Consider the following 22031-nt stretch of genomic DNA (forward strand, 5'->3'; position numbering starts at 1 on the left):
TAATAGTTACCACAAGACAGGCTTGCGAGATGCAACTGAGAATACCACTTTCTCTGCTGGCTGGTAGCATAAAGCATGTAAAAACTCAGGCAGGGAGCGCTAAACACTGGTTTTTAGTGCGCCAGATCTCTATAATCTCGCGCAACCTATTTCCCCCTCGAACACTTTTTAAGCCGTATAAAAACAGGCTGGGACACTTCACATGAGCGAAAAATACGTCGTCACCTGGGACATGTTGCAGATTCACGCACGCAAACTGGCTGCGCGTCTGATGCCTTCCGAACAGTGGAAAGGCATTATTGCCGTCAGCCGTGGCGGTCTGGTACCGGGGGCGCTGCTGGCACGTGAGCTGGGTATTCGTCATGTCGATACCGTCTGCATCTCCAGCTATGACCATGATAACCAGCGTGAGCTGAAAGTGCTGAAACGCGCTGAAGGCGACGGTGAAGGCTTCATCGTTATCGACGATCTGGTGGACACCGGCGGTACTGCGGTCGCTATTCGCGAAATGTACCCGAAAGCGCACTTCGTCACTATCTTTGCGAAGCCTGCTGGCCGTCCGCTGGTCGACGATTACGTGATTGATATCCCGCAGGATACCTGGATTGAACAGCCATGGGATATGGGCGTGGTCTTCGTGCCGCCTATCTCAGGCCGTTAATACCAGTACGTAACTTTACACGCCCGGCTATGCCGGGCGTTGTTCTTTTTGGCCTGCCACGCGTTACAATGGGCACTATATGACGTATCCATGGAGGCAACGCAATGACGCAGGCAAATCTCACCGAGACGCTTTTCAAACCCCGTTTCAAACACCCTGAAACGTCGACGCTGGTCCGTCGGTTTAATCCGGGAACCATGCCTGCCGTCCAGTCCGCGTTAGACGGTAAAAACGTGCCCCACTGGTATCGCATGATTAACCGCCTGATGTGGATCTGGCGCGGTATCGATCCTCGTGAAATCCTCGACGTGCAGGCGCGTATCGTAATGAGCGAGTCGGAGCGTACTGACAGCGAGCTCTACGACACGGTGGTGGGCTACCGGGGCGGGAACTGGATCTACGAATGGTCTAAACAGGCGATGCTCTGGCAGCAAAAAGCCAGCCAGGAAGAGGATGCCACGCGCAGCGGCAAGCACTGGCTGCATGCGGCCAACCTCTACGCCATCGCCGCCTATCCGCATTTGAAAGGGGATGAGCTGGCCGAGCAGGCTCAGGCGCTGGCGAATCGTGCTTATGAGGAGGCTGCTCAACGCCTGCCGGGTCAGATGCGCGAGCTTGAGTTCGCCGTTCCGGGCGGTGCGCCCGTCACCGGTTTCCTGCACATGCCTGAAGGCGACGGCCCGTTCCCGACCGTGCTAATGTGCGGCGGGCTGGATTCCCTGCAAATCGACTATTACAGCCTGTATGAGCGCTACTTCGCACCAAAAGGGATCGCGATGCTGACGCTCGATATGCCTTCTATTGGATTCTCATCGAAGTGGAAGTTAACGCAGGATTCGAGCCTGCTGCACCAGCATGCGCTTAAAGCGCTGGAAAATGTTCCGTGGGTTGACCACACCCGCGTGGCGGCGTTCGGCTTCCGTTTTGGTGCCAACGTTGCGGTGCGTCTGGCTTACCTTGAATCTTCACGTCTGAAGGCCGTCGCCTGCCTGGGCCCGGTGGTTCACGCCCTGCTCAGCGATCCTGCCCGTCAGGGCAGCGTGCCGGAGATGTATCTGGACGTTCTTGCCAGTCGACTTGGCATGCATGATGCCTCAGACGAAGCGCTGCGCGTTGAGCTCAATCGCTACTCGTTAAAAACGCAAGGGTTGCTGGGACGCCGTTGCCCGACGCCGATGCTGTCCGGTTTCTGGAAAAACGATCCGTTCAGCCCGAAGGAAGAGTCACGCTTAATCACTTCGTCATCTGCGGATGGCAAATTGCTTGAGGTGCCGTTCAGCCCGGTGTATCAGAATTTTGACAAAGCCTTGAAAGAGATCACGCGCTGGATCGCCCAGAGAGTGTGTTAATAGATTGCTAAATTTCGCTGGTTTGGTAAAACAGTGGCTTCACAAAAGGAGATCGCAATGACGTTACCGAGTGGACACCCGAAAAGTAGGCTGATTAAGAAATTTATGGCTCTCGGCCCGTATATTCGAGAAGAGCAGTGTGAAGAGAATCGCTTTTTTTTCGACTGCCTGGCTGTATGCGTCAACGTGAAGCCTGCACCCGAAAAACGTGAATTCTGGGGCTGGTGGATGGAAATGGAAGCAGAGGAGAAACGTTTTACGTATAGCTATCAGTTTGGCCTGTTTAACAAAGACGGCAACTGGCAGGCTACTACCATCAAAGATCAGGAAGTGATCGATCGCCTGGAATACACCCTGAAAGAGTTCCACGACAAAGCGAGCGCGCTGCTGGCCACCCTGGACCTTAAGTTCGAGCCTGCGGATGACTTTTCCAGCGAAGCGGTGAAGTTGACCGCGTAATGGTTTCTCCCTCTTCCTGTGAAAGAGGGCCGGGGTGAGGGCAGCAGACCGCATTTACCCTGGGCAAAAAAATCCCGGCTTGTATGCCGGGATTTTCTTATCTGGATAATCTTAGAACTGATACGTCACACCCAGCGCAACGATATCATCGCTGCTCACGCCCAGCTTATTATCGTCGTCAATCTGGTTGATTTTATAATCAACAAACGCGGACATGTTTTTGTTGAAGTAATACGTGGCGCCCACGTCAATATATTTCACGATATCTTCGTCGCCAATGCCTTCGATATCTTTACCTTTGGACTGTACATAACCCACGGATGGGCGCAGACCAAAGTCAAACTGATATTGTGCAACCACTTCGAAGTTTTGCGCTTTATTTGCAAAACCACCGGAGATAGGGGCCATATTGCGGGTTTCAGAATAAATAGTGGCCAGGTAAATATCGTTCGCGTCGTATTTCAGACCGGTTGCCCAGCCCTCGGCTTTTTTACCTTCACCGCGCGCCTGCAGGTTCTGCGCGTTGGTGCGATCGGAGCTGGCATAAGCACCAATGACGGAGAAATCGCTGCCGCCGAAGTCATAGGCCAGAGACGTACCAAAGCCGTCACCGTTCTGCTTTTTCACGTCGCGGTTTTCGTTTTTGCCCTGGTACTGCAGGGTCATATCAAGACCGTCTACCATGCCAAAGAAGTCGGTATTGCGGTAGGTGGCCAGTCCGGAGGCACGTTTCGTCATGAAGTTGTCGGTCTGTGCCAGGCCGTCACCGCCGAACTCAGGGAACATATCGGTGTATGCCGCGACGTCATAAAGCGCGCCCAGGTTACGACCGTAATCCAGTGAACCAAAGTCTTTCAGTTTAATACCGGCGAACGCCAGACGTGTTTTCTGCGAGGAGTCGCTTTCAGCTTTGTTACCTGCGAATTCAGCTTCCCAACGGCCATAGCCCGTCAGCTGATCGTTAATCTGGGTTTCGCCTTTAAAACCGAAACGAACGTAAGTCTGGTCACCATCTTTGGTGTCATCATCACTGATATAGTGCATAGCTTTGACTTTGCCGTACACGTCCAGTTTATTACCGTTTTTATTATAAACTTCTGCTGCGTGAACAGATGCGGAAGCCACCACGCCCATAACCACTAATGCCAGAGTGCTCTTTTTCATTTTCGATCCTGTCTTATAAACGCGCTTTAAAAATTCGCTGGACGATAAGCTGATGCTTAAGTCCCGTGAAAAAACAGGAAGGGTTTTATCGTTCTGGAATGAAACTTTTATGACAAACTAAGAATAATTTTAAAAAACTGTGATTTATTATTACGGTAATAAATTTGTCAAATTCTGCCGCTACGCTTCCTGATCCCGCGCAACAAAGTGCCTGGTGATGCACTAAGGCAGTTGGCAACCGGGCTGACTCCTGTTAAAACGTTCGTTCGACATTACTTTCCCTTATCGTTGAACGGCAGAGAATCATGAGTGACAGCCAGACGCTGGTGGTAAAACTCGGTACCAGTGTGTTAACAGGCGGATCGCGCCGCCTAAATCGCGCCCACATTGTTGAGCTTGTACGCCAGTGCGCTCAGCTGCATGCCGCAGGGCACCGTATTGTGATTGTGACCTCCGGGGCGATTGCCGCCGGGCGTGAACACCTGGGTTATCCCGAACTTCCCGCGACGATCGCCTCTAAACAGCTGCTGGCCGCCGTGGGACAAAGCCGACTCATTCAACTCTGGGAACAGCTGTTCTCTATCTACGGTATTCACGTCGGGCAGATGCTGCTGACGCGTGCGGATATGGAAGACAGAGAGCGCTTCCTGAACGCCCGCGATACCCTGCGCGCGCTGCTGGACAACAATATTGTTCCCGTTATCAACGAAAACGATGCCGTTGCCACCGCTGAAATAAAAGTGGGCGATAACGATAACCTCTCTGCGCTGGCCGCCATTCTGGCCGGGGCCGATAAACTCCTGCTTCTGACCGATCAGCAGGGGCTGTTCACCGCCGACCCGCGCTCCAACCCGGAAGCCGAGCTGATTACCGATGTTCATGGTATCGACGATGCGCTGCGCGCCATCGCCGGTGACAGCGTGTCCGGCCTCGGAACGGGCGGGATGGGGACCAAGCTGCAGGCCGCCGACGTGGCGTGCCGCGCCGGTATCGACACCATCATTGCCGCGGGCAGCCGCCCTGGCGTGATTGGCGACGTGATGGAAGGCATTTCCGTTGGCACCCGCTTCCACGCCCAGGAATCCCCACTGGAGAACCGCAAGCGCTGGATCTTTGGCGCGCCGCCTGCCGGTGAACTCACCGTTGATGAAGGGGCAACCGCGGCGATTCTGGAACGAGGGAGTTCATTGCTTCCTAAAGGAATTAAAAGCGTGACAGGCAACTTCTCCCGTGGTGAAGTGATCCGCATCCGTAACCTTGAAGGTCGCGACATCGCGCATGGCGTAAGCCGCTATAACAGCGATGCCCTGCGCCGCATTGCGGGCCACCACTCGCAGCAGATCGACGCTATTCTGGGCTATGAATATGGCCCGGTTGCCGTGCATCGCGATGACATGATTATTCGTTAAGGAGCCAGAACATGCTGGAACAAATGGGCGCAGCCGCGAAGGCCGCCTCTTACAAACTGGCGCTCCTTTCCAGCCGCGAGAAAAACCGCGTGCTGGAAAAAATCGCTGATTATCTGGAAGCACAGTCTCAGGACATTTTGCTTGCCAACGAGCAGGATCTGCTGGAAGCGCGTCGAAACGGCCTGAGCGAAGCGATGCTCGACCGCCTGGCGCTGAACCCGGCGCGTCTTAAAAGTATCGCCGACGATGTTCGTCAGGTTTGTAATCTGGCCGACCCGGTAGGGCAGGTGATTGACGGTGGGCTGCTCGACAGCGGTTTGCGTCTGGAGCGTCGCCGCGTGCCGCTCGGCGTCATCGGCGTGATTTATGAAGCCCGTCCAAACGTGACGGTTGACGTCGCTTCCCTGTGCCTGAAAACCGGTAATGCCGCCATTCTACGCGGTGGGAAAGAGACCTGGCGCACCAACGCCGCGACGGTGAAAGTCATCCAGCAGGCGCTGGAAGAGTGCTGCTTGCCGGCGGGGGCCGTGCAGGCGATTGAGAGCCCTGACCGCGCGCTGGTCAACGAGATGCTGCGCATGGACAAATACATCGACATGCTGATCCCACGCGGTGGCGCGGGCCTGCACAAGCTGTGCCGTGAGCAGTCGACCATTCCGGTCATCACGGGAGGCATCGGCGTATGCCATATCGTGGTGGACGACAGCGCCGAAATTGAGCCAGCGCTGAAGATTATCGTCAACGCCAAAACTCAGCGTCCAAGCACCTGTAACACCGTAGAAACGCTGCTGGTGCACCAGGGGATTGCGAGTACTTTCCTGCCAGCCCTGAGCAAACAGATGGCGGAGAGCGGCGTCACGCTGCACGCTGATCCCAATGCTCTCGCGCTGCTCCAGGGTGGCCCGGCTAGCGTGGTTCCCGTAAAAGCGGAGCAGTACGACGACGAGTTCCTGTCGCTGGATCTGAACGTGAAGGTGGTTGCGGATCTCGACGACGCTATTGCGCACATTCGTGAACACGGCACGCAGCATTCTGACGCGATCCTGACGCGTACGCTGCGCAATGCCGATCGCTTTGTGAATGAAGTGGATTCCTCTGCGGTATATGTGAACGCCTCCACCCGCTTCACGGACGGCGGCCAGTTCGGACTTGGCGCAGAAGTGGCTGTCAGCACGCAGAAACTGCACGCGCGCGGTCCGATGGGCCTTGAAGCGCTGACCACCTATAAGTGGATCGGCTTCGGTGACGATACGATTCGTGCGTAAATAGTCACGGGTGATGCAAAAATAGCCGTTTGATTCAAAAGGGCATTGACGCATCACCCGGTTAGATCTAACCTTTTGCCCCGTGGTTACACTCGTAACCGGCCTCTCAGGGCCGATATAGCTCAGTTGGTAGAGCAGCGCATTCGTAATGCGAAGGTCGTAGGTTCGACTCCTATTATCGGCACTCACACAACAAAATCCTTTAAAAACAATGAATTAAGGCGATTGTCACTCTCGAGGTACAATCTTTTTTTAAGGGATTCTATGACCAACAGTTGCCGCTATGGTTAACAGTGGCTATTCAGGGAAGTTAGCACGTAGCGGCCTGTAGTTGTAAAGCTCGAACAGGTACAAAGCGTGAACAGTCCCCACGAACCGCTATCAACTCGAAGCTGATGACGCTGCCAACGTCTCTAAATCCTCCCGAAACAGATTGATCACACGCATTTAAGCCCGATGTGCGGCCTTGTGGCTGCGTAAACAGGTGAATAGTGGTATTGCTCCGGTAGCTACAGATCCGGCTCTGCCAGCGCTTCGCTCACGCTCCGAAAGGTACATGAGCACCCTGATAAGGTGTGATCCCTCTGACAATCTGATTTGGTCACTGGTGACTTTCGCAAAGCGAAACCAACCAGGTTGGCCAGATGAAGTCGCTACGCTCCGCTTGTCTTCTTACCACTAACGGGGCTTTATGGCTTCTATTGTCTGAAATCTGATACATTGCACAAACATCATATGGATTACTGTAAAGTTCATCATTATGATTATGTGTGCCATTGCCAGTTAAGAAATGCGGAGAGGACAATATGGATGTTACTGATGAGGCTTTGTTGAGTTCTGGCTTTACACCATCGGATTTGAAGAAGATAAAGAATAACGTTGAAAGCTATGGTGGAACGTTGGGGAATGCAATCAGGGACCTGGCCAGGCGATTTATTCTAGCCGTGTGGGTTGTATCCGGTTGCCTTGCTGTATTAATTTTTCTTGTGATGTTCGCATCTGAGCAGAGTGTTTTCTCTGGTGCTATTGGCCTTTCTTGTGGCGCAGCGGTTGCAATTTTTATACAACCGCCTGTACTTGCTTATAAATCTTGGCGATTCTGTAGAGCGAACAAATCTTAATTAGTACTGTTATCAGTAGCCAGAAGATCAAAAATGACTTTCGCTTTGACACCATATCCAGCGATTTTCATCGTTAGCTTAGGCTTGCTCATTGTGTCAACTTTTCGGTAGTAATCACGCGGCAGCCAACGGAATAATCGCCAAGCTCCGGGTTTCCTTGCTAAGCCGAAGATACTATAGACACTCACCCCTAGAGTCACCGTATTATAAAGAGCTAATCCACTTTCTGGGCTAAACCCCATAAATTGTGCGGTCTCCATTGCGCCATCAGCAAAAATCCCTTCCGATTTGGATTGTTCACCATAGCGAAGATGGCTTGCTTCTTTTGTTATACCGTTAATACCATCAACAAATAAAACGGCTCCTGCAAGAACTCCAACAGGGGTCATAGTGGACATCATAACCATCCCACCAAATAATGCTGCTCCAGATACCACTATATGGATTGCCGAAATAACGTATCCGACGATTTTATTGTTTTCCCTGACAAACTCGACCTTTGCATAAAGTTGGGCGGCTCTGGTTCTTAACAGGCGTTCTTGTTCTTGCAGATTATCTGTTTCGGCACGCAGATTTTTGATGCATGCAATGCATTCTTCATCGGTTTTGGCCCGTCGTGCAGTTTCAAATTCTTTCTCTACGACCTGCCTTATCTCTTCGACAAACTTGATACGTGTTATCCCATCTTGCAAATAGAATGCTGATAGCCGATTTGCAGTTTCGACGAGTTTCCGGGCTTCCAGATTTACCATGGTATCTGACCATGTTCTGTTCCAGCCCCTGTTGAGCAGCGCAATATCCATTAAAGACTCCTTCCCAAAATGTGTCTGGTCATTTTACGTGCAATAAAGTCGAAGATAACAGGAAATACTTTCACAACCCGCCACTGTGGGTGTCCCGTTCCTTTATCCTTCCAGTTTACATTCTCCTGTTCAAAATATCCCCGGCTCTGTTGGTGATCTGCTAGACCGTCAGCCCAGGCTCTCGGTGAAAAGCACTTTTCTTCGCCAAATATCGCTACGTGATGCCTTCAGCGACACGCCTCACTGCAACAAGGAGTGCAGTTACACAATGCTGCTTTGGGCTGACGCAAGGGAGATAACTTGATGTTTTGAAGTGCATCTGTTCACTAATTGTACAGCAATTTAACATGTTGTATCTTATAAGTACTTGGCTTTTTTGGTCAGGTATTGCTTTTCGGCGCGTTGGCGTGAAGCGGGGTATACAACAGCGATTTGATCAACAGAAGGATAGCATTCGGGAGGATTTGAGGTGAGTTTACTTGTTCAAGGATTTTGGATGAGTTTATCTGGTCACCCCACAACTTCGGGTTTCAGGCCTTTGATCCTGCCAGAGCATTAAACGCCATAAAAGCATATTTTTCTATTCACCAGCAGATGCAAAGTCACCACGGCGACGTTACCACAACGGGTAGAAGGTCTACCCTCACCTGGCGAAATTCTCCCGTCCTGGCGGTCATAGATGCGTATCTTTTTCCACACCAGCGCATGCAGTCCCATCAATCCCTTCTACGCTTCACCAGAAGCCCTCAGCTGCGATTTCTAGCACCAGATATAACTGGCGTAACGATAATCCATGACTTCCCACAGCGCGATACAGGATTCACCAGAGGGCATCTGTCTTGATGACAGTACGTCGTCTTGCCCTTGAATAGCAATAAGTGTCGCGGCATAAGCAACTTAATCCTCGTCATCATTCTGTAATACCCTACGCAGGATTCGGCTCGATTCCAGTATCGGCAGATCTTCCATTAATAACGCCGATCGCGATGGCAATTTATTAAACAAGCGCTCTGTTTGCGAGGCGAGATAGGCCACCAGAGGATGTGCGTCAGGGTCGCCTGAAATCAACTCCACGTTGTATTGCGTGACCGTGCCTTCACCAAAGACCCCCGAGCAGTAGTTGGTCCCGCCCAAATATCTGAAGTCTTCAATAAAAAAGCTGAACATGCGCATTATTTTGTGAGCATCGCGTTGGTCAGTACGGTTGTCTGCTATCCGAAACAGTATGGTATTACCTTCAATGTCATATTGATAACGAAGGCGGTGCTGCTTAAATAGCAAGATAAGCAGTAAACGATTTATCCTGCTGAACTGTTCCGTCACCCTGACAACGTTGTTAATCATAGTATCTGACTGTTTTTTCATTTTCGCGTGGCGATGCGCCGCGCTTTTGCCGGGCCGAAGCTGTGGCTTTTCGATTCCCTGAAGGAGCTGAGCATCAATGACCCCATGCTCAATGACGTAATGAATATGCTTAATGGCGGGCTCCAGCGCCTCAATGGAAAACAGCTCGGTATAGCCGTCGCCGGCATCAATGCCCGTTTGATATTTGGCCAAAAGAAAATGCAGCATTTTTTCCAGCTTAAAGACCTCGGACTGCGGTAACGCAATGCGGTAAGAATGGGCATAATCCACATCGCCCCAGACCCGTTTTAGCGACTGAATGCGGTTATAGATATTATTGGCTTTACCCACTTTCATCATCTTTTTGGCCGGGAAAAGCAATAAATAGAGAAAAGAAGGGGTGTCCATAAAGCGCCTGTGAATGCGGTAACGGAAAAAGCAATGATAGAAGTTTTTTCATGCCAGGCGTAGCGTAGCGTTCACAATGCTGAGCGCTTCATGCTTAAGGCCGGTATAGCCCCAAAAGGCTATACCGCCACTCCCTCCTATCGTGCAATTAACGCAAACACGCCCCAGCCAATATATTCCCTTGTGTAAGCCACATGGCGCTTAGGCGCTGCCGTCAGCTCCGCGCGCACCTCCTGTGCAAAATCATCGTCGGGGTTTTGATCCAGCCAGCGGCGCAGGGTCATCCATTTCGCGGCTTCGTATCTGTCCCAGCCTTCCTGATCTGCCAGCACCATTTCGACCAGGTCATAGCCCTGGCGATCGAAAGACGCGACAAGGTCGGGCAGGGTGAGAAAGTCTGCGGTGGACGAGACGCCGCAAGCCCGAGCCGTCTCCTCCGTTGCGGGAACCTGTCGCCAGTAAGGTTCACCGATGAGCATGATTCCCCCGGGCTTAAGGCTTTGTGCCAGCAGGTCCATCGTCCCGGCAACGCCGCCCGCAATCCATGTGGCGCCAACACAGGCCGCCACGTCGCATTGTTCATCAGCCACGTAGCCCGCCGCGTCGTTATGCACAAAATGGACGCGTTCGCTGACGCCGAGCGCCTCTGCGCGCCGCGTTGCCTGCGCGGTAAAGATTGGGCTCATGTCGATACCGGTACCGGTAATCCCGTGATCGCGCGCCCAGGTGCAAAGCATCTCTCCCGAACCGCTGCCGAGATCGAGAAGGCGCGCGCCTGGCTTCATGCGTAACACGCGCCCCAGCGTGGCGTACTTTTCTGGCGTGAAGGGGTTATGAATGCGGTGTTCGCTTTCGCTAACAGTAAATATGCGTGGGATATCCATCATCCTCTCCTTAACGATTATCAGGCTGGGCACGGACGTTGTTCAGCCCGGTAGTATTGATACGGTAGGGCTGACCGTTAACGGATTTGATCAGCTTTTTGGTTTTGAGCTTTTTGAAGACGGCGAGCGTGCAGTCGCTGAGCAATAGCCCTTCGCGGCTGTAACATTCAACGGCGGTGACGCGGCCGGACGTATCGCGGACGTGCACAATACGGCCACCTTTGGCGAGAACGTGTAAGGTACGCTGTTCCTGACGGGATAAATTCATACTGGAAAACCTGTTTAATCATCATGTGCAAAACGTGCAAACACACAGCGGTGTCCGCATTCGATTTCGGCGCATTGATAATCAGTCCGGCCTGAAAAGGTCGGGGAGCTGATTATCGGATGATTACATTCTCCAGCATCAAAGCCTCGGATTGAGTTGAAAGGTATTTACGGGGTGAATGATAACACCCGGTCATTGTATGTGTATACCCAGGGTTGAAAAGTGTGATCCCGGTAAGATCACACTGTACCGTTTTTTATATTTTTATCGATTTCAGCCTGTGGCTTTCCGAACAGATAGCCCTGCACGAGATCGCAGCCCAGCGCCTGAAGCCGTTCAAGCTGCGCTTCGGTTTCCACACCTTCTGCAATGACCCGCATATTGAGGCTCTTCGCCATGCCGGTAATCAGTTTAACGATATTAAGCGCATCGTCTTGGGTGGATATCGGATTCACAAAGGATTTATCAATTTTAATTTTATCAAAATTGAGTTCACTCAGCCTCGAGAGCGAGGAATAACCCGTTCCGAAATCATCAATGGAGATTTTTACCCCCAGCGATCTGAGCTTTTTGAGAATAGTGAGCGGCGTGTTGCTGTCACTGAAGAGCGAAGACTCCGTAACTTCCAGCTCAAGGCGGCTGGCCGGCAGACCTGTCTCTTTCAGGATGGACTGAACCATTGCAGTAAATGATTTAGTCCCCAGTTGAACAGGTGAGACGTTTACCGAGATTCTGGCCGGAACCGCCCAGGAAGCCGCCTCCCGGCAGGCAAGTTCAAGCACATTTTTGCCAATCTCATTGATCATCCCTGTTTTTTCAGCAACAGAAATAAAGTAATCAGGCGACAAAATCCCCTTTACCGGGTGTATCCAGCGAATAAGCGCTTCATAGCCGTAAATTTCATTGCTGAATGAATCGACAATAGGCTGGTAATAAACAACGAATTCATGGTTGCTGATCGCGAGAGCCATATCATGCTCAAGGGTTCTGCTTTCCTGCAGCTTCTGCAGCATCCACTGACGGAAGACTTTTATCTGCTGTGAGCCCTCTTTTTTGGCTTCGTAGAGGGCCAGATCGGCAAATTTATAGAGATAATCAGAGCGCCGCTCATTATCAGATAAAACGATACCTACACAGGTGGCAATTTTTATCAGCTGGTTATTGATCGTATAGGGCAGACTGATGTGAGCGCTGATCTCTTTGGCGCGCGAAACCGCCGCGTTCTCGGTCAGGCCGCTGGAGAGAAGTGCAAATTCGTCACCGCCCAGGCGGTAAAACGTATCCGTCGCGTTACTCATTGAGGTAAGCCGTCGGGATACCTGATTCAACAGTAAATCGCCGGCGTCATGGCCATAGGTATCGTTGACCTCTTTGAACCGGTCTAAATCAAATAACATCACCGTGACAGGGGTATGGTTTTTATCTGCCTGAAGGGTAATTTTATTGAGATCGTCCCAGAAGAATAGACGGTTTTTCATGCCGGTAAGGGAGTCATGATACACATCATATTCCAGCTTCGAATTCTGTATTTGCAGCGTTTCTTTTGACCGCTGAAGTTCGTCAGCGAGGGTTTTAACCTGCATGTGGGCTTTAAGAATATTTTTATTCTGATAGATCATTAAGAACCCCAGAATAAAGCTTAATATCACCAGAAGTAACGAAAGTACGGAGTAAATATAATATAGGATCTGTATTTTATGGTTAGATTCATTAATTGTGTTAATATCTTTGGTTAATGCGCTTGAAGACAGTTGACTGAGCGGCGCATCGAGCAGGTGCATATTTGCCAGGTACTTTTTTAATTCTTCATGGCTCATTTTTTCCAGGTTACTGTCCAGATACGCCAGTATTTCTTTCAGGCGTGCAGCGATCTCTTGATGCGTTTTATCGCTCTCAATATAGCGGCCTAAGTCTCCCCCGTTCAGTAACTCGCCCTGGCTGAGCATAATTTCGAGACGCATGCGGGCCTGGTCTATCGTAACGTCATCGGTATCGGTTGCGTATAGACCAAGCCATGATTCAAATCGGTAATACTCTGATACCAGTTGAGCCACGGACCAGGACTCAGTGTAGTGAGTCAGTTTTTGCAGCTCTTGCTGACGATCGTAAACAAGAAATGCAATATATCCCGTCGTGATAAAAAGAGAAAAAATGATACCAACCAGTATCCTGTTCATTATGTTCTCCTGAACTGCTATTCAATCTTCATTTTGCTAACCTGCCATGCTGAACGCGAGTAATAAATTTGATTATTCAACTCAGGAAGACTGTCATAAGGGTATACAATGAATGATGGGCCTTTATCGCGGATACGCATATATTCGCCATTAATCTTTAAGGCAAGAATAGCGTTATATTTCTTAAAATCGCTGAGAGGAATAGCGGTAGCGTAATCATTAAGGGCAATAACATTAACGACAGAACCCTTTGCTCCAACATAATCCATGAGTTTGTTCATTGGAACCCCCTCAAACTTCGTCCTGCCCGTATACCAGGGAGATGTCGTCTCGAAACTCACCATCCCGAGTTTTTCAAGGCTTGCGAGATCAAACACTGCTTTTCCATCTTCGTTAGTATTTTCTATATTCCCGTAAATCGTCAAAATGGGTTTTCCGGCGGGTTTCGGCAGTTCACCCGCCCAGGCTAAACTCTGAACCAGACAGCACACCAGCATTAGGATTAATCGCATTATGGCCTCCACTTTTGCACAGAAGTATATGAATTATAATTTAGTTATCCTACTAGTTTATGTATTTTGTTGAGACGCTACCGTTTTTGGATATGCGTTGCAGGAAACTGTTTTAAAATCATCGAGTTGAAGTGGTTTGGTGCGAGCGGGTTTGACAGCACTGGGAGTGCTTCTTTTTTTAAGTACGCGACCATTATGTGAATAAAGTCGCTTTCGGCTAAAAAACGATCGTTTTTTATTGACGCGCACGAGGCATCGCCCGGGCAGCGTTGCTAACCATAACGTCGGATGCCCCAGACTGCAGGTTACCGGGACAACGACGCCTGGTTATTTTTCGCCAATTTATATGTCGCGCTAATTGTGCCGTTTAATTATCACACTCCGGCGATTTTTTATTCGAGAGCGGATAAAAAGGCCATTTTTTTATTTAATTTTTCTGGTTGCCGCTTTTCGTCATGCTGGCAAAAACGCTATCCCGGTAGATCCAGGCATGTACTAATGCAGCAGAAATATGTAATAGCACCACGGCAAAAAGGAGTTTTGCCAGAAGGCTATGCGCATCGTGGCACCAGGCGAAAAGGGTTGGGCTTACTGGCAAAATCGGTGGGAGATTAAATCCCTCGAACATGACGACGGGCAAGCCTGCTGCCGACAGCTGCGCCCAGCCCAAAAATGGCATTGCCAGCATGAGCGCATACAGCAGCCAGTGCGACGCTTTAGCCGCAAGCACTTGCCAGAAGGGTAAATCAGCAGGCAGCCGGGGCGTCTTGCTACGAAGTCGGTTCACCAGACGGAGCAGCGCCAGCAGTAATATGGCAATCCCCAGAGGGCGATGCAGGTCGATAAGCGCAATCCGGTGATGAAGCGTCGTCATCATTGCGGTACCAATAAACAGCATGGCAAGAATCATCGCCGCCATTAGCCAGTGTAGTCCTCTTGCCAGGGCGTTGAAATGCTGCGGCGCTTTTCCGTGTTCTTGATTCGGGTTCATTTTACCTCCTGCTTTTCAACAGCTTCGGTGGCTTTGCCGTAACCAATTTCCCGTTCCCGGCGACTAAAGGAGTGTGAATACGCGGCAGAACGGGCGTTTAACACCGGATCGTCAGACACGTTCACACCCGAAGGAACCGTCGAGGGGTCGAAGTTAACGTCGCGGCACGGACCGTCAGCCTGGGCTTCGACGCGCGCCACTTCCAGCGTACCGGCCACGATCTGCCTGCGATCGTTAGGCCACGGCCGGGAAGGGTCATCTACCGGATCGCCCGGCTGGGCGAGTTGCAGAACAAAATCCCAGTAGAGAGGCTTCTGAGCAAGCCTCTGGCTGACGCCCTCGAACATGATGTTGCGATCGGCCTTCTGGCGCTGCTCCTCGCTCAGAGACACAAAAGGATCGTGCGGGCGCATCATCCAGCGTACCGCCTGGCGATTTCCGAGACCGTCCACGAGGTAAAAGGCGTTAATGCTGTAGAACGTTGCGCCGGCAAAGCTCCCGGGGGCGGGCTTTTGTGCCGCCCATTTGAGGTATTTCTCTGCTTCCGGATAGGCTTTTAAGAATGCCGCGAGGCGCTGTGGATCCGGCTTGCCGGTGACCGGGTCTGGCGCGGTTGCCCGGTGCAGCGCCAGAAATCCTTCAGGGTCCCGGGTCGCAAAGAAGGGTTCGTTGTTCATCGCCATACGCCACTGCTGGTTATCGTCTGTCCTGAACATTAGGGCCATGCTCAGAGTTTTCGTTGAGCTATCCGCCGCGTGGGGGTCGCCAGTGCCGATGGAAAACCGTCCGACAACAGGGGTGTGCTGCTGGGAAAAGAGGCGCGCGGTTGACAAAGACGTTGCTGAACCGGCTGGAATGAAGTTTCCCGTAAAACACATTCCTTTGCCATGTGCCCGGCGAAATCCGGGAGGAAACGGCGTTGGTGTTTCCGAGACTAATGCCTGACTGGTGGTGCGAGAACCGATCCAACCCGCCGTCCACGCAAATGCGGATGCTATCGCGCCCACGATCGCGGCGATGATGGCCAGCGCTCCCCAGGATTTTTTGGATCGTAAATCCACATTAGACATAGACGTTTTTCCAGTGTGAAAGAATAATGCCTGACACGCGCACGAACATCTGCGAGCCACGCATTAATACAGGGATAAAGTTGAGGCGATTATTTTTTTTATAATCGCGGTAATATGCCAGAGGATATTTTTATGATGAGGCGATTATAGACGCGCTAAAGAATAATAGACTGAAAAGCCACTATTTTTATAACGTGCGTTTTACGCTCTGAGAAGAGTATATAAGGTAAACTTTATTAAAAAAGAATATCACGAAAAGTTTATAATTTTTTGATGCCAGATATTTTCGCGTTCGCCACCCGGCGGGCGGTCTAGCCCGCCTCCAGCATCCCAAAACTCACAATTCGCGAGCGTCCCAGCTCTTTCGCCCGGTACAGTGCCACGTCCGCGGCGCGCAGCAGGTTGTCACTTTGAGCATGCTCTGGATAGCTGGCGATACCAATCGACACATCCACCGGCCCAATCTCGGTCAGCCCGTAGCGAAGCGATAGCGCATGCACGCCGTTGTAAATCTTCTGCGCGCAGGCGTGCGCTTCTGCTTCACCGGCCCCGGGAAGCAGAACCAGAAACTCCTCGCCCCCGTAGCGGAATGCCAGCCCGCCGTCGTGCGCGGCCCGCTGAACAATCGTCGCCACGTTTTTGATTACCTGATCGCCGGCCTCGTGACCAAAGCGGTCGTTAATGCTTTTAAAGTGATCGATGTCGATCATCATGCAGCTTAACGGCTCGCCGTTGCGCATGGCCTGCGTCATTTGCGTGTGCAGGGTGTCTTCCAGATGATGACGATTACGCAGGCCGGTAAGCGGGTCAAACAAGGCTTTTTCCAGCAGCGCGTTGCGCAGGCGCTGATTCGCCAGCGCCAGTCCGAGCGCCTCGGCCATCAGTTCCAGATACGCGCGTGCAGGAGCATTTTCCGGGGTGATGTTCTGGAACGAGAGCAATCCAATGGCCTCGCCCTGGGCGATAAGCGGTACGCACAGTGCGCTTTCCGCCTGTGATTCCGGGAGATGATAGCAGGCGACATCCGGTTCACCGTTAACCGGCGGGTGGCTCTGACCGCGACGCACGGCCCAGCACGCATCGGGGTGGAATGTGGCCTCATCATCTGCCGGTGAAAGCCACTGGGCGACGCAGCGCATTTGCCACGGATCGCGGTCAAAAACGTAGAGCCGGCCCGCTATCCCCGGCGCGATATTGGGCGCAAACAGCTCCGCCACGTTAATCACGTCGTCAAAGTTTTCACACCCCTGCAGCCGCTGGGTCATGCGCGCCAGCAGCTCGCGGATGGCCCAGTCGGCGTCACGCTCTTTTTCCAGCCGCTGTCGCGCAAGGCCGTTTTCACGAAAGATGCGGATGGCCTGGGCCATATCGCCAATCTCATCAATCTGGTTAAAGTTGGGCGTTTCAACCGCGAAGTCCTGAGAAGCCAGACGGTGAACCACGTCGCTCAGGCGTACCACCGGGCGCAGCACGCGGCGTTTTAATATAAAGCCGAGCACAAACAAGAACAGCAGGGCGGTCAGGCCAACCATCACTTCAGAAGCCGTGCGCAGCGCTTTCGATTTTTTCGTCGCCTCCCGTACGGAGGCGATGACACGTTTGTCGAGTATCTGGCGAAAGCGATCGATTTGGGTTTGTGCGCGCTCAAGCTCCTGCTCGTAGGGCATGCCATAGAGCAGGGCAACGGCCTGCGCATCTTCACCCCGGGCCACGCTCGTCAGTGCCGCCTGCTGCTCATCCTGCAGTGCATCAATGATTTTTAAACCATCATGCAGCAGGGCCAGCTCGTCATCTGAAGCGCCGATGTCCTGCAGTTTCTCCAGCTTCAGCTCGATGCTCTTCAGTTTTTTCTCTGACGCATTGTACTCATCCAGGATTTGCGGATTTTTTTTGATGACATACAGGCGCGCTAAATCGGACTGTTTCCAGGCGTCGGTTTCAATATTTTCTGTAAGCTCATCAAAATTTTGACGTAGTTCAATGGCCTGACGTTCGGCGGTGTCAGCTCCGGAGGCCATCAGCATGATAATGCCGGAGGCGATAGTCAGGCAGACCGTGGCACCGTAGGCCCAGTTGGTTATTGTCGCGATTCGCACCTGGAGATCCTTTTACCGCATAAAGAGGATGGCGTTCTTCAAATTATAGAAAACGTATGATTTAAGGCGAAAAAAAAGGCGGCACAGCGCCGCCTGATGTGGTCGTTATCGTCACATCCCTACAAATCTGGAGAGTTTTTTCCCTCTTCGATGAACTCGGCGTCCAGCTCTTCGGCATTCCCCGCGTGATCGCGGCCGGAGAAGAGGTTCCAGCAGGCGATAAACAGCGCGGCGATGAGCGGCCCAATCACAAAGCCGTTAATGCCGTACAGCTCCATGCCGCCGAGGGTGGAGATCAGAATCAGGTAGTCCGGCATTTTGGTGTCTTTCCCCACCAGCAGCGGGCGCAGGATATTGTCCACCAGCCCGACAATAATCACGAAGAAGCCAACAATAAACAGCCCCTGCCAGAGCTGGTGCGTGGCGAACAGGTAAATGGCGGCTGGCACCCAGACAATCGCCGAGCCGACGGCGGGGACCAGCGAGAGAAACGCCATCAGCGCGCCCCAGAGCACGCTGCCGTCGATGCCCACGATGGCAAACGCGATCCCGCCGAGCGTGCCCTGAACGACGGCCACCACTGCCGTCCCTTTCACCGTCGCCCGGGAGACGCCGACGAACTTGGCGAACAGGTGCTGTTTAACAAAATCAGACAGCGGCAGGGAGTCGAGGATCTGGCGTACCAGATACGGTCCATCCTTCAGCAGGAAGAACAGCAGATAAAGCATGATGCCGAAGCTAATCGCAAAGCCAAACGTGCCTTTGCCGATCAGGAACGCGCTGCCTGCCAGATACTGCCCGCCCTGCAGCGCGACGTCGGAGAGTTTTTTCTGGATCTGCGCCGCGTTGGTCAGGTTGTGATCCGCCAGGAAGCCGCTGGCCCAGTCCGGCAGATGGTTGAAGATGCTTGCCACCACTTCCGGGAACTGGGTGTTGTTCTCCTGCAGTTTGGTGTAAACCACGTTCAGCTCAATGGCGAGCGAGGAGAGGATCACCATCAGCGGGATAAAGACAATCAGGCAGATAATGCCGATGGTCAGCAGCGAGGCCAGCCCGTTGCGCTCCCCCAGCGCGGTGCGCAGCTTGTTTTTTACCGGGTTGAAGATGACGGTCAGAATGGCGGCCCACAGTATCGCGGAGAAGTAGGGCGACAGCACGTCAAAGAAGGCCCAGGTCACAAGGGCGAGAATGAAAATAAAGAAACCTTTAGTCAGTCCGTTAAAGCGCATCAGTCAGTCCTGGTTACTAAGAAACTGTGACGACTATAGAACCGATTGCGAGAATTACCAACCCGGCGGCCAGTTCAGCAATATCGCAGTATGAATTTGCGCTTCACGGATAGCACTTTCGACTGACCGAAGATCGCACGCTCCCGCACCATGCTGTTAGTATCTGCTTGCGGAGGTGCTTATGGCCTGGCGTCCCATTCTTTATGTCATCCTCACAACCCACCCCAGACTCAGCGCGCGGCGCGCCCGTTTGCGTCTGGTCATCTAGCTTTTTATTAACAATCGCGGTATAACACCTTCTTTGGATGTTTAGATGTCCATACGTATAGAAGGTAATATGCAAACACAACAAGAAAATGGACAGCTTAAGCGCACCATGAAAACACGCCACCTGATTATGCTCTCGCTGGGCGGCGTGATTGGGACAGGGTTATTCTTCAATACCGGATACATCATTTCCACCACCGGTGCGGCGGGCACGCTGCTGGCGTACCTGATCGGCGCGCTGGTGGTCTGGCTGGTGATGCAGTGTCTGGGCGAACTCTCCGTGGCGATGCCGGAAACCGGCGCGTTCCACGTCTATGCCGCCCGATATCTCGGCCCGGCGACGGGCTATACCGTGGCGTGGCTCTACTGGCTTACCTGGACGGTGGCGCTCGGCTCGAGCTTTACCGCCGCCGGGTTCTGTATGCAGTACTGGTTCCCGCAGGTGCCCGTCTGGGCGTGGTGCGTGGTCTTTTGCGTGGTGATATTCGGCCTTAACGTCATCTCCACGCGCTTCTTTGCCGAAGGGGAATTCTGGTTCTCGCTGGTGAAGGTCATCACCATCATCGCCTTTATCATCCTCGGCGGGGCGGCCGTCTTTGGTTTCATTCCGATGCAGGACGGTTCACCCGCGCCGGGCTTAAGCAACATCACCGCCGAGGGCTGGTTCCCGCACGGCGGTCTGCCGATCCTGATGACCATGGTGGCGGTGAATTTTGCCTTCTCCGGGACCGAGCTTATCGGTATCGCGGCGGGTGAAACGGAAAATCCGCACAAGGTCATTCCGGTTGCGATCCGCACCACCATCGCGCGGCTGATCATCTTCTTTATCGGCACCGTGTTTGTGCTGGCGGCGCTGATCCCGATGCAGCAGGCGGGCGTGGAAAAAAGCCCGTTCGTGCTGGTGTTTGAAAAGGTCGGTATTCCTTATGCCGCTGATATCTTTAACTTCGTGATCCTGACGGCGATCCTCTCGGCGGCGAACTCTGGCTTATATGCGTCCGGGCGCATGCTGTGGTCGCTCTCGAATGAGAAAACGCTCCCGCGCTGTTTTGCCCGCGTGAACAAAAACGGCGTGCCGCTGACGGCGCTCTCGGTTTCCATGCTCGGCGGCGTGCTGGCGCTGTTCTCAAGCGTGGTGGCCCCGGACACGGTGTTTGTCGCACTCTCGGCCATTTCTGGCTTTGCGGTGGTGGCGGTGTGGATCAGCATCTGCGCGTCGCACTTCGTTTTCCGTCGCCGTCATCTGCAGTCCGGCCAGCCGCTCTCTGCGCTGCAGTACCGCGCGCCGTGGTATCCGCTGGTGCCGGTGCTCGGTTTTATCCTCTGCGTGGTGGCCTGCGTCGGTCTGTGGTTTGACCCCAGCCAGCGCATTGCCCTTTATTGCGGGCTTCCGTTCGTCGCCCTGTGTTATGGTGCCTACTACCTGACCCGAAATATGACATCGCAGGAGCCTGAACATGTCGCAGAATAATCCGCTTTCCGCCATCCTTGAAAAACAGCCGTTTGTGGTGCTGGATGGCGCATTGGCAACGGAGCTGGAAGCGCGCGGCTGTAACCTTGCTGACAGCCTCTGGTCGGCCAAAGTGCTGGTGGAAAACCCGGATCTTATCCGTAAAGTGCATCTTGATTACTACCGCGCGGGCGCGCAGGTGGCGATCACCGCCAGCTACCAGGCCACGCCTGCGGGCTTTGCGGCACGCGGTCTGGATGAGGCGCAGTCCCGTGCGCTGATTGGCAAAAGCGTGGAGCTGGCGCGTAAGGCGCGCGAAGCGTACCTGGCCGAAAACCCGCACGCGGGCACGCTGCTGGTAGCGGGCTCCGTTGGGCCGTACGGCGCGTATCTGGCGGATGGCTCAGAGTATCGCGGCGACTACGTGCGCAGTGCCGAAGAATTCACAGAATTCCACCGCCCGCGCGTGGAAGCGCTGCTGGACGCGGGTGCAGACCTGCTGGCCTGCGAAACGCTGCCGTCGTTCACGGAAATAAAGGCGCTGGCCGCGTTGCTGACGGCGTATCCTCGCGCGCGGGCGTGGTTCTCCTTCACCCTGCGCGACAGCGAGCACCTGAGCGACGGCACGCCGCTGCGGGAGGTGGTTTCTTCTCTGCAGGACTATCCGCAGGTCGTCGCGCTGGGCATCAACTGTATCGCGCTGGAAAACACCACGGCGGCGCTGAAGCAGTTGCAAAGCCTGACGCCGCTGCCCCTGGTGGTCTACCCGAACTCGGGCGAGCATTATGATGCGGTAACCAAAACCTGGCACCACCACGGCGAAGCGTGCGAGACGCTGGCGGGGTATCTGCCGCAGTGGCTGGCGGCGGGAGCGAAGTTAATCGGCGGATGCTGTCGCACCACGCCGAAGGATATTGCAGAGCTGAACGCGCAGCGCTGAGTTTGTGCCGGGTAGGGCGCAGGCGCCACCCGGCACAAACCAACCGCACAAAATCAACTATCCTTTCCCGCTTTTTATCTAAAAACGAATCGTTATGAGCGATTCATTTTTATTCCTTTATCAAAATTCCCGCGTTGGAAATACTGCCCTCATAACAACAAGGG

General features: G+C 53.1%; 19 protein-coding genes and 1 tRNA gene. 9 read left to right on the forward strand and 11 right to left on the reverse strand.

Annotated features, from left to right (window positions below; all coding sequences use genetic code 11):
- Positions 1 to 202: 202 nt before the first annotated feature.
- The 3 genes from gpt to crl all read left to right on the forward strand — a co-directional run bounded on the left by gpt (position 203) and on the right by crl (position 2469).
- The gene (gene gpt, locus IM313_RS06535; RefSeq protein WP_003863205.1) at positions 203 to 661 is read left to right on the forward strand and encodes a xanthine phosphoribosyltransferase; all 459 of its coding nucleotides are present in this window, start codon (positions 203 to 205) and stop codon (positions 659 to 661) included.
- 104 nt (positions 662 to 765) lie between these two features.
- Positions 766 to 2010, forward strand: coding sequence for an esterase FrsA (gene frsA, locus IM313_RS06540; protein WP_192971502.1), 1245 nt, complete (start codon positions 766 to 768; stop codon positions 2008 to 2010).
- Positions 2011 to 2067: 57 nt separating this feature from the next.
- Positions 2068 to 2469, forward strand: a complete 402-nt coding sequence (gene crl, locus IM313_RS06545) for a sigma factor-binding protein Crl (RefSeq protein WP_008500249.1) — start codon at positions 2068 to 2070, stop codon at positions 2467 to 2469.
- Positions 2470 to 2580: 111 nt separating this feature from the next.
- Here crl and phoE read toward each other — a convergent pair whose 3' ends face one another.
- Positions 2581 to 3633: a phosphoporin PhoE gene (gene phoE / locus IM313_RS06550; RefSeq protein ID WP_028012086.1), complete on the reverse strand. Its 1053-nt coding sequence runs from the start codon at positions 3631 to 3633 to the stop codon at positions 2581 to 2583.
- Positions 3634 to 3938: 305 nt separating this feature from the next.
- Between phoE and proB the strand changes: the two genes are divergently transcribed.
- The 4 genes from proB to IM313_RS06570 all read left to right on the forward strand — a co-directional run bounded on the left by proB (position 3939) and on the right by IM313_RS06570 (position 7428).
- Positions 3939 to 5042, forward strand: a complete 1104-nt coding sequence (proB, locus tag IM313_RS06555) for a glutamate 5-kinase (protein WP_014882684.1) — start codon at positions 3939 to 3941, stop codon at positions 5040 to 5042.
- 11 nt (positions 5043 to 5053) lie between these two features.
- The gene (proA, locus tag IM313_RS06560) at positions 5054 to 6307 is read left to right on the forward strand and encodes a glutamate-5-semialdehyde dehydrogenase (protein ID WP_192971501.1); all 1254 of its coding nucleotides are present in this window, start codon (positions 5054 to 5056) and stop codon (positions 6305 to 6307) included.
- A gap of 111 nt (positions 6308 to 6418) precedes the next feature.
- Positions 6419 to 6491, forward strand: a tRNA-Thr gene (locus IM313_RS06565).
- A 622-nt stretch (positions 6492 to 7113) separates the two neighbouring features.
- Entirely contained in the window at positions 7114 to 7428 is a 315-nt protein-coding gene (locus IM313_RS06570) for a hypothetical protein (protein WP_049119897.1), read from the forward strand.
- Here the strand turns inward: IM313_RS06570 and IM313_RS06575 are convergent.
- The 10 genes from IM313_RS06575 to IM313_RS06620 form a co-directional block, all read right to left on the reverse strand.
- Complete coding sequence (locus tag IM313_RS06575; RefSeq protein WP_049119898.1) at positions 7425 to 8231, reverse strand: DUF4225 domain-containing protein; 807 nt, start codon at positions 8229 to 8231, stop codon at positions 7425 to 7427. The genes IM313_RS06570 and IM313_RS06575 overlap by 4 nt on opposite strands.
- 897 nt (positions 8232 to 9128) lie before the next feature.
- Positions 9129 to 9983 (reverse strand): GIY-YIG nuclease family protein, encoded by an 855-nt coding sequence (locus IM313_RS06580; protein WP_049001814.1) that lies wholly within the window; start codon positions 9981 to 9983, stop codon positions 9129 to 9131.
- A gap of 137 nt (positions 9984 to 10120) precedes the next feature.
- The gene (locus IM313_RS06585; protein ID WP_049001819.1) at positions 10121 to 10867 is read right to left on the reverse strand and encodes a cyclopropane-fatty-acyl-phospholipid synthase family protein; all 747 of its coding nucleotides are present in this window, start codon (positions 10865 to 10867) and stop codon (positions 10121 to 10123) included.
- Positions 10868 to 10877: 10 nt separating this feature from the next.
- Positions 10878 to 11135, reverse strand: a complete 258-nt coding sequence (locus IM313_RS06590; protein WP_028012097.1) for a YjhX family toxin — start codon at positions 11133 to 11135, stop codon at positions 10878 to 10880.
- 239 nt (positions 11136 to 11374) lie between these two features.
- Positions 11375 to 13312, reverse strand: a complete 1938-nt coding sequence (locus tag IM313_RS06595; protein ID WP_047367578.1) for a bifunctional diguanylate cyclase/phosphodiesterase — start codon at positions 13310 to 13312, stop codon at positions 11375 to 11377.
- 17 nt (positions 13313 to 13329) lie between these two features.
- On the reverse strand, positions 13330 to 13824 hold the full coding sequence (locus IM313_RS06600) for a molybdopterin-dependent oxidoreductase (RefSeq protein ID WP_028012099.1): 495 nt from the start codon (positions 13822 to 13824) through the stop codon (positions 13330 to 13332).
- A 427-nt stretch (positions 13825 to 14251) separates the two neighbouring features.
- A complete protein-coding gene (locus tag IM313_RS06605; protein WP_041911125.1) occupies positions 14252 to 14815 on the reverse strand; it encodes a cytochrome b in 564 nt (187 codons plus the stop codon).
- A complete protein-coding gene (locus tag IM313_RS06610; protein WP_192971500.1) occupies positions 14812 to 15885 on the reverse strand; it encodes a catalase family peroxidase in 1074 nt (357 codons plus the stop codon). Before IM313_RS06610 ends, IM313_RS06605 begins: the two co-directional genes overlap by 4 nt.
- Positions 15886 to 16196: 311 nt before the next feature.
- Positions 16197 to 17981 carry a diguanylate cyclase gene (locus IM313_RS06615; RefSeq protein WP_192971499.1) on the reverse strand — a complete coding sequence of 595 codons (1785 nt, stop codon included), beginning with the start codon at positions 17979 to 17981 and terminating at the stop codon, positions 16197 to 16199.
- A gap of 119 nt (positions 17982 to 18100) precedes the next feature.
- Complete coding sequence (locus IM313_RS06620; protein WP_045259869.1) at positions 18101 to 19210, reverse strand: AI-2E family transporter; 1110 nt, start codon at positions 19208 to 19210, stop codon at positions 18101 to 18103.
- Positions 19211 to 19547: 337 nt separating this feature from the next.
- Between IM313_RS06620 and mmuP the strand changes: the two genes are divergently transcribed.
- Together mmuP and mmuM are read left to right on the forward strand one after the other, a co-directional pair.
- Positions 19548 to 20948: an S-methylmethionine permease gene (gene mmuP, locus IM313_RS06625; RefSeq protein ID WP_001194698.1), complete on the forward strand. Its 1401-nt coding sequence runs from the start codon at positions 19548 to 19550 to the stop codon at positions 20946 to 20948.
- Complete coding sequence (mmuM, locus tag IM313_RS06630) at positions 20935 to 21867, forward strand: homocysteine S-methyltransferase (protein WP_192971498.1); 933 nt, start codon at positions 20935 to 20937, stop codon at positions 21865 to 21867. The genes mmuP and mmuM overlap by 14 nt, the downstream gene beginning before the upstream one ends.
- Positions 21868 to 22031: the final 164 nt, after the last annotated feature.

The organism is Enterobacter cloacae complex sp. P2B (assembly GCF_014895985.1).
GTDB lineage: Bacteria > Pseudomonadota > Gammaproteobacteria > Enterobacterales > Enterobacteriaceae > Enterobacter > Enterobacter bugandensis.

What these genes read in the sequence shown, in the direction of transcription:
- gpt (WP_003863205.1), top strand. Translation starts at nt 203, where the DNA reads ATGAGCGAAAAATACGTCGTCACCTGGGACATGTTGCAGATTCACGCA.
- frsA (WP_192971502.1), top strand. Translation starts at nt 766, where the DNA reads ATGACGCAGGCAAATCTCACCGAGACGCTTTTCAAACCCCGTTTCAAA.
- crl (WP_008500249.1), top strand. Translation starts at nt 2,068, where the DNA reads ATGACGTTACCGAGTGGACACCCGAAAAGTAGGCTGATTAAGAAATTT.
- phoE (WP_028012086.1), bottom strand. Translation starts at nt 3,633, where the DNA reads ATGAAAAAGAGCACTCTGGCATTAGTGGTTATGGGCGTGGTGGCTTCC.
- proB (WP_014882684.1), top strand. Translation starts at nt 3,939, where the DNA reads ATGAGTGACAGCCAGACGCTGGTGGTAAAACTCGGTACCAGTGTGTTA.
- proA (WP_192971501.1), top strand. Translation starts at nt 5,054, where the DNA reads ATGCTGGAACAAATGGGCGCAGCCGCGAAGGCCGCCTCTTACAAACTG.
- IM313_RS06570 (WP_049119897.1), top strand. Translation starts at nt 7,114, where the DNA reads ATGGATGTTACTGATGAGGCTTTGTTGAGTTCTGGCTTTACACCATCG.
- IM313_RS06575 (WP_049119898.1), bottom strand. Translation starts at nt 8,231, where the DNA reads ATGGATATTGCGCTGCTCAACAGGGGCTGGAACAGAACATGGTCAGAT.
- IM313_RS06580 (WP_049001814.1), bottom strand. Translation starts at nt 9,983, where the DNA reads ATGGACACCCCTTCTTTTCTCTATTTATTGCTTTTCCCGGCCAAAAAG.
- IM313_RS06585 (WP_049001819.1), bottom strand. Translation starts at nt 10,867, where the DNA reads ATGGATATCCCACGCATATTTACTGTTAGCGAAAGCGAACACCGCATT.
- IM313_RS06590 (WP_028012097.1), bottom strand. Translation starts at nt 11,135, where the DNA reads ATGAATTTATCCCGTCAGGAACAGCGTACCTTACACGTTCTCGCCAAA.
- IM313_RS06595 (WP_047367578.1), bottom strand. Translation starts at nt 13,312, where the DNA reads ATGAACAGGATACTGGTTGGTATCATTTTTTCTCTTTTTATCACGACG.
- IM313_RS06600 (WP_028012099.1), bottom strand. Translation starts at nt 13,824, where the DNA reads ATGCGATTAATCCTAATGCTGGTGTGCTGTCTGGTTCAGAGTTTAGCC.
- IM313_RS06605 (WP_041911125.1), bottom strand. Translation starts at nt 14,815, where the DNA reads ATGAACCCGAATCAAGAACACGGAAAAGCGCCGCAGCATTTCAACGCC.
- IM313_RS06610 (WP_192971500.1), bottom strand. Translation starts at nt 15,885, where the DNA reads ATGTCTAATGTGGATTTACGATCCAAAAAATCCTGGGGAGCGCTGGCC.
- IM313_RS06620 (WP_045259869.1), bottom strand. Translation starts at nt 19,210, where the DNA reads ATGCGCTTTAACGGACTGACTAAAGGTTTCTTTATTTTCATTCTCGCC.
- mmuP (WP_001194698.1), top strand. Translation starts at nt 19,548, where the DNA reads ATGCAAACACAACAAGAAAATGGACAGCTTAAGCGCACCATGAAAACA.
- mmuM (WP_192971498.1), top strand. Translation starts at nt 20,935, where the DNA reads ATGTCGCAGAATAATCCGCTTTCCGCCATCCTTGAAAAACAGCCGTTT.